General features: G+C 59.3%; 7 protein-coding genes. 4 read left to right on the top strand and 3 right to left on the bottom strand.

What is annotated here, in order from left to right; all coding sequences use genetic code 11:
* The 4 genes from ROE7235_RS20435 to ROE7235_RS19985 form a co-directional block, all read left to right on the top strand.
* Nucleotides 1-203 (top strand): hypothetical protein (locus tag ROE7235_RS20435; RefSeq protein WP_220669591.1); only part of this gene is annotated, 203 nt, incomplete at its 5' end.
* An 83-nt stretch (nucleotides 204-286) separates the two neighbouring features.
* The gene (locus tag ROE7235_RS18260) at nucleotides 287-1,234 is read left to right on the top strand and encodes a replication initiation protein (protein WP_121097173.1); all 948 of its coding nucleotides are present in this window, start codon (nucleotides 287-289) and stop codon (nucleotides 1,232-1,234) included.
* Nucleotides 1,235-1,431: 197 nt separating this feature from the next.
* Nucleotides 1,432-1,620 (top strand): hypothetical protein, encoded by a 189-nt coding sequence (locus ROE7235_RS20280; RefSeq protein WP_183073580.1) that lies wholly within the window; start codon nucleotides 1,432-1,434, stop codon nucleotides 1,618-1,620.
* Nucleotides 1,621-1,927: 307 nt separating this feature from the next.
* Nucleotides 1,928-2,278, top strand: coding sequence for an acyl-CoA synthetase family protein (locus ROE7235_RS19985; RefSeq protein WP_147434265.1), 351 nt, complete (start codon nucleotides 1,928-1,930; stop codon nucleotides 2,276-2,278).
* A 487-nt stretch (nucleotides 2,279-2,765) separates the two neighbouring features.
* On the opposite strand, the gene ROE7235_RS18270 is transcribed toward ROE7235_RS19985, so the two are convergent.
* The 3 genes from ROE7235_RS18270 to ROE7235_RS18280 all read right to left on the bottom strand — a co-directional run bounded on the left by ROE7235_RS18270 (nucleotide 2,766) and on the right by ROE7235_RS18280 (nucleotide 5,855).
* Nucleotides 2,766-3,053, bottom strand: a complete 288-nt coding sequence (locus ROE7235_RS18270) for a hypothetical protein (RefSeq protein WP_121097179.1) — start codon at nucleotides 3,051-3,053, stop codon at nucleotides 2,766-2,768.
* Between the two features lie 445 nt (nucleotides 3,054-3,498).
* On the bottom strand, nucleotides 3,499-5,655 hold the full coding sequence (locus tag ROE7235_RS20440) for a virulence-associated E family protein (protein ID WP_220669592.1): 2,157 nt from the start codon (nucleotides 5,653-5,655) through the stop codon (nucleotides 3,499-3,501).
* Entirely contained in the window at nucleotides 5,652-5,855 is a 204-nt protein-coding gene (locus tag ROE7235_RS18280) for a hypothetical protein (RefSeq protein ID WP_147434266.1), read from the bottom strand. Before ROE7235_RS18280 ends, ROE7235_RS20440 begins: the two co-directional genes overlap by 4 nt.
* Nucleotides 5,856-6,534 lie beyond the last annotated feature (679 nt).

A 6,534-nucleotide genomic window follows, 5' to 3' on the forward strand; every position in this document is an offset into this window, starting at 1 on the left:
CCCTATGTTTTCAATGGCTTGGCCAGGTGGAAAATATATCTGCGTTCCGACCGATGTCAGAGTTATCCACAGAGTTATCCACAGGCTTCCTCTTCTTCTATCTTCTATTCTTCTATTTCAGGGCAAAAAAACTGTTGTGCGGCAATGGCTTAAGTATGGTTACGGGGACTAATCGCGGCACTACGGGGACTAATCGCGGGTGAAAAGGGACTAATCGCGGGTGAAAAGGGACTAATCGCGGGTGAGGTGACTTGCTTGTGAGCCGCGTCCCTTTTAGCGTCCCTGTATGGCCAAGCTAACCACCCTCGACGCCGTGCGGATGAACCGCGCCGATCCGGATGCAATCGTTGCGGCTGGTGAGCTGGTGGACTTGCGCTTCGTGTCCGGAAACACCTTGAGCCTGCGCGCCGCCAAGCTGTTTTGCCTGTTGATTCAAGAGGCCGGAATTGCCGTTGCCGACCAGGTGCAACACAGGATCCCCTACAGCGTGCTCAATGAGACTTTCCACAAGAGCCGCGATGAACTGGTCGAGGCCGTGATGGAACTGCACAGCACCGTTGTAAGCGTCAAGCTGGTGAGCCGCCAGGGGCGCCCATATACCAAATCGGGGCCAATCCTGAGCGATGTCGAACGGGAACCCGACAGCCTCGACGATGCCGAAATTCGGTTTGAGTTTTCGCCCGCCCTGCGCCGGGTCATCGCCGACAGCACGCATTGGGCCGCTGTGTCGCGCCGTGCTGTGCTGAGCTTTGAGAGCCGGTATAGCCTGCGCCTGTATCTGTTCCTGAGCCTGCGCGCCAACCTGCGCAAGGTGTCTGAGGATATCGCCCTAGATGACCTGCGCGCGCTGTTGGGCGTGCCGATCAATGCCTTGCCCAGATGGCAGGATGTAAAGCGCCGCGCCCTCGATATAGCCATTGCCGAAATAAACCACCTTGCCGGGTTTTGTGCCGCATATGAGCCAATCAAGCGGGGCCGCCGGATTGTGGGTGTCAGGCTGGCGTGGGGTTTGAAAGCCCCCGCCGACCTGGCCAAGGCGCAACGTGAATTAGACCGCCCGCGCGTTGGCCGCACCGCCCGCCGCGCCGGACTGGTGGAGACTATCGCAGATGAGCGCTACAGGCTGGCCGAGAGCTTGGCCAACGCGCCCGGTCTAGTGTGGACCACTGAGCCGGGCCAGATAGGCCGCACTGAGCCGGGCCAGAAACCACCTAAGCCAATGGGCGAACCGTGATGCCCAAGCTATCGCCGCGCGATGCCGTGAGACTGTATCAGGTGAGCCGTGCCACGCTTACAAAAGCCTTGTCAGATGGAAAGATAAGCGCCGAGAAAAACGACGCCGGGCATTGGCAAATTGACCCCGCCGAACTTGCGCGGGTGTATGCGCCCAGAGCGCCACAGAAGGCCGTGAGCCGTGCTAGTCCGGATCAAGTGAGCCGAGATGAACCGGGCCAGCGAGCCGGGCTAGATGCCGCTGATTTGGCCGCCCGCCTTGCCCGTGCTGAGGCCGCCCTTGATGCCGAGCGCGCAAAGGTGGACCTGCTACAGCGAAACCTCGATGACCTGCGCCGGATGTTGCCCCCACCCGATGCCAAGCCCCGGCGCTGGTGGCCGTGGTGATGCCGCTCGCGTAGTGACTTGAGATAAATCGGTGTTGGTGCCTACCTTAGGCACCATTTAATCCGCGTTTTAGCCTTATAAATATGGTATATTTGATAGGTGCTCAGAACTGTATCCCCCTAAATATACCCCTAAGGCGCGCCGATGCCCCCCCTTTTAGGGTGTCCATAAATTGCCGGATGCCTCGAGGTGACTGGCCTAGACACTTGGCTGCCCCCGTGCATAATGCCAAGTCGAAGCGTTGGTGGCCGCGCTTTAACACTGGCCAGCATTACTGATCTTAGGTTGGAAACTGAAAGGGCGCACGTTGAAGGCAATATCACTCACCCTCAGTGCTACTGCTGTTTGGGCTTTGGCTGCATGCACGCCCAATGCAATGCTTATGACAAATCCAGGTGCAGCGCTTGATTTGATGGCAGGTTCAGGTTCCGTGACCAGAAGCCCTAGTGGGAAAACTACTTTTCGATTTGCGATTCTGGCCAATGCTTTTGATGGCCTTGTTGATGATCCTTCGCAACAACGTGAGCAAGACAGGCAAGCGCTCGGGCAATGGGTCGGTCAACAAGGGATTTGTCCATCAGGCTACACTGTGAACCCACCAACAAGCACAGAGGGTAACATGGGGCCTATTTTGCTTTATGAGGGCCAATGCAGTTAAGTGCTAGTTCATCCCCTCACCCGGCATGTCGCGGGTGCTGTTTACGCTTCACTGCGTGTAAAAATGCTCCTCAATTTTGTAAATTTAACATAATAGACATTATCGGATGTTAGCGCTAACATTTGGCGGGTGTGCTTGGGCAACTCGCCCAAGGGGATATTGACGGATGCCCCTGCGCGCGGGGGTGCGAGGGTCTGTGTGTGCCAAGTTGACACTCACCAACCCGGATGCCCCTGCGCGCGATATTTCCTTTGTCGCAAGTTGAGACAAACCAGATTCGATTACCCACTGCCCAAACGGATGCCCCTGCGCGCGGGGGTGCGAGTCGCAAGTTGTTACTCACCAGCCACTGCCCAAACGGATGCCCCTGCGCGCGGGGGTGCGAGACCCCCTCTTCCAAGTTGGAAGAGCGCAACCATCGGATGCCCCTGCGCGCGGGGGTGCGAGGGGCAGGCTTCCCTTCATTGTGGGAAGCGGCGGGTGCGCCTTACCAGTTGCCGATGACCAAATCGAACGCGCCGGGGGGCTTGCCGTGCAATGGCGCGGCGTTTGGTGCCGCCCGTGGCCGCCCGTGTGTCCTGTCCAGTATCGCACAGGCCGCCGATACCCGCGCCGACTCGCTGGTGCCGTTCTGCGCGATGTCTGCCAGTGCCGCGATAGCGACAGCCACCTGCCCTTCCAGCAATCCCGACAGCGCCGCCCGCATAGCCGCCGTGTCTGCGTTCTGGGATCCAGCCGGACGCCCAGCGCCTGGACGTTTGCCGCCGTGTTTCATGGATTGATTCCTTTCGATTGTTTTTCAAGATTTCCTAGTGGGGAAAAATGCCCGCCCCGCCCCCTGACAGGCCGCTGTGGGTGCCTTGCCGCATCCTCGCGGATGTCCGGGCAGTGAAACCACGTTGGGGCGCTGTGCGGGCGCTGTGCGGGCGCTGTGGGTGCCTTGCCACATCCTCGTGGATGAAACCACGTTGGGGCGCTGTGTGGCGCTCCCCCAACGTGGGTGGCCAGCGGGTGCCCGTGGGTGTCCAGTAATTGCTGAATCGTGCCGTTAATTACTGAGCCACCCAGTGGGCGTGGCCGACGCGGTGAGGCAGTGAGGCAGGTGAGGCATTTTCCATAACATTTCCCACACGCATACGTTCCTATATATATCATACACTTAGCCATTTTTCTAAGTTGTGTGGGGAAATGCCTCACCTGCCTCACTGCCTCACTGTGCCTCACTGTGCCTCACCCGGAACATAGCGTGCCGCCCCCTTCATCTGGCCTGTGGTCACGCGCCCATCACGCACCCATCCCAGCGCCACCAATTCCTGCGCAACACGCTTGCTGAGTTGGGGCGTCATATCGACTGGCAAGACGTGCAGTTCGTGCAGCACCTCTTTGGTCGTCACCTCGGCCCGCCCCTCGACGACACGCGCTATATCAGCACGCCACGGGTCATCGGGCCTGCGCTCGGCCACCTCCGCCTGCGCCTGGTCGGCTTCCTCACCTTCCAACCACCAGCGTTCGCCAGCCCGATAGAGATGCACCGCCTCGGCCCATAGCTGCCCACGGTCACGCGCGATTGCGTCAACGTCGATGCTGCCAACCCTCACTGGCCAGAACCGCCGCCCGCCTGTCTCGTCACGCTGCCAATCGTCTTTGTTCGTGCTGCCAGCGAAGATGCACCGCCTCGGCTCGTACACATCTTCACGACCATACGCAGGGCGGTAGCTCTCGACTTGGCGCGATATGAACGCCTTGATTGCATCCATCTCCTTGCGCATAGCCTCAAGTTCGGCCACCTCGATAATCCACTTGCCGCGCAGGTAGGATGACGCATCCTTTGTGCCCATCTGAGGGAGTGCATCAGAGAACCAGTCCTCGCCCGCCAGTGCCGCCAAGGCCGACGACTTGCGCCGTCCCTGCGCCCCTTCCAGCACAATCATACAGTCGGCCTTGACTCCGGGCTTGAACCCCCGCGCCACCGCAGAGATGCACCAGCGACGGCCAACCTCAGAGACGTAGGCGCTCGGCTCAGCGCCACAGTATGTCGTCAGCCACGACGACAGCCGGGGCGCGCCATCCCATTGCAGGCCGTCCAGGTAGTCACGCAACGGATCGAACGCTTGATGCCTGCAAACCTTGCGCACCGCAGCTCGCACGATCTCCATTGATGCTTTGGGGAAGCCGTTATTGTTGAACCACGCCTGCGCTGCCGTGTAATCGTCGTCCTCAAGTGGACGCGGATAGACGCCCCCGCCCTGCCCCGGCACGGCACGCAACAGGACGCGCCGGACCGTAAATTCGTTGAAGGCCAGAACACCCTGCCAGTCGTCGTGTTGCAACAGCAGGGCGATTGCGTTGTGCGCGTTCCAGATAGGACGGTCTTTGTCGTCGCGGATCAGGCTCAGGCTATTATGGCGGAACGTGTTGCGCGGCCCTGCGCCAAGCCGTGCCAGCGCGTCACCACCCGGCCCTCGCGGCTCAGTCATTCCCTTGGTCATTCCGGATTTGATCGTTGCGGCGGCCTCTGAGGCACTTTGCCCAATGTCCGCCGCCGCCTCAGTTAATCGCTCGATTATCAGGCTCTCGGAAAGATGCCCGTCCGGCACCAACTGGCCTAGCTTGAGCGCCGCTATATTCAGCGCAGCGTTCCGTGTGCCCGGCGGTGCCGCCAACAGAGTTGCGATTTGACCTTGCAAGGCTTTTTCACCATACGCCGGGGAAGGCGGTGCAGGTGGCACGTTGGCAGGCCGTGCAGGCCGCTGTGCGGGCGCTTCTACACGCGGCACCTGAAACACATCTTCGATGATTGAGCGCGGATCAAACCGCCGCGTCCAGTCAGCCCAAACAATCCGCGCCTTGTGTTCTTTACCCTCGGGAAGAGAACCGGGCAGGCGTGTGATACGCGTGATGGTGCCCGCGTTGGGGTCGCACATCTCGCCAGCAATGGCGCTACGCTGAATTGTATCGACTACCTCCCGGTCGCGCTCGATCCCGTTGAACAGGTAAATCCACTGGCGCGATCCGGGCTTTGTCTCGATGATCGCCGTAGGCTCAACAGGTGGCGCTTTCATAAGGACACCGTTTTTCGTCTCGCCTATGTCATCCAGCACAACGCCGATTGCGCCGGTCCAGTGCTCTTTATCGCGCCGGAATACGGGCCCCGTATTCTCAAACAGAGCGCAGCTGAAATGCGTGTCGGCACTACGTAGCGCCCGAAGCGGCCACGGCCTGGCCAGTTGATCGAACAATCCAACGGCTAAGCTTTCGGTATCCGACGCCGCGTATAGATCGCGGTTGAACACGTTTTCAAGAAAGCCTAGCGCATCGAATTCGCGCGGCGCTGGCATAGACACCTTGGCGGGTGTTTCAAATGAACCATCCATCATCCAAGCCACCGCTGCGCGTTGAGAACATTCGCTAAACGTCCGGCGTGCCAGTTCGCCGTGACCCTCGTGGCCCCGAACGGAATCACGCGCAGGAGTGTGTAATGGTCATCAACCACCAGTCCGACCCGCCAGTCGCCACCGCGCTTGTCAGTGACGATCCAGCGCCCTTTCATCACGATAGGCTGTGTGGTTAGCGGCATTGTCCCCGCATCAGGCGGCGCAGGCATAGTCACGGCTTGAGCCGCGGGCATTGTCTGAAAAGTCATTATCAAACCCCCCGCTTGAGGGTTTTGGCGATGACCGCCAAGTCAGCTTCGCGGACGTGCCAGCGCTTGCCGACGCGCTCAGCAGGCACTTGGCCAGCCACAACAGCCCCCCAAAGGCGTTGATATGTCGTGGCGAGTCCGTGTGCTGCCAACGCGCGGGGCGCGTCTGTGAGTGGTATCGTATCTTGCATCGGTTTGGCCTCTCGTGCCTAAACCGTCTTGCAAAGGGTGCCACTATTGCCTATTAGTATCTTACACACAGCGGCACGTCTTTGCAGGACGTTGTTAAAATTAGGCCCGTGCTTTTGGTTCAACAGAGCGCGGGCCGCTCTATGTCTAGCGTAGCGATGCCGGACGGGCACAAGATGCAGACTTTATATATGATTGGCAATACCCCCCAGCTTATAGGCCCTTGATAATAAAGGGTAATAACGGGTAACAAGAGCCCCATTACCCCCCATTGCCCCGGTAACAAGAACCCCCCCGCCCTATGTTTTCAATGGCTTGGCCAGGTGGAAAATATATCTGCGTTCCGACCGATGTCAGAGTTATCCACAGAGTTATCCACAGGCTTCCTCTTCTTCTATCTTCTATTCTTCTATTTCAGGGCAAA

This window comes from Roseinatronobacter ekhonensis (assembly GCF_900499075.1).
Lineage (GTDB): Bacteria > Pseudomonadota > Alphaproteobacteria > Rhodobacterales > Rhodobacteraceae > Roseinatronobacter > Roseinatronobacter ekhonensis.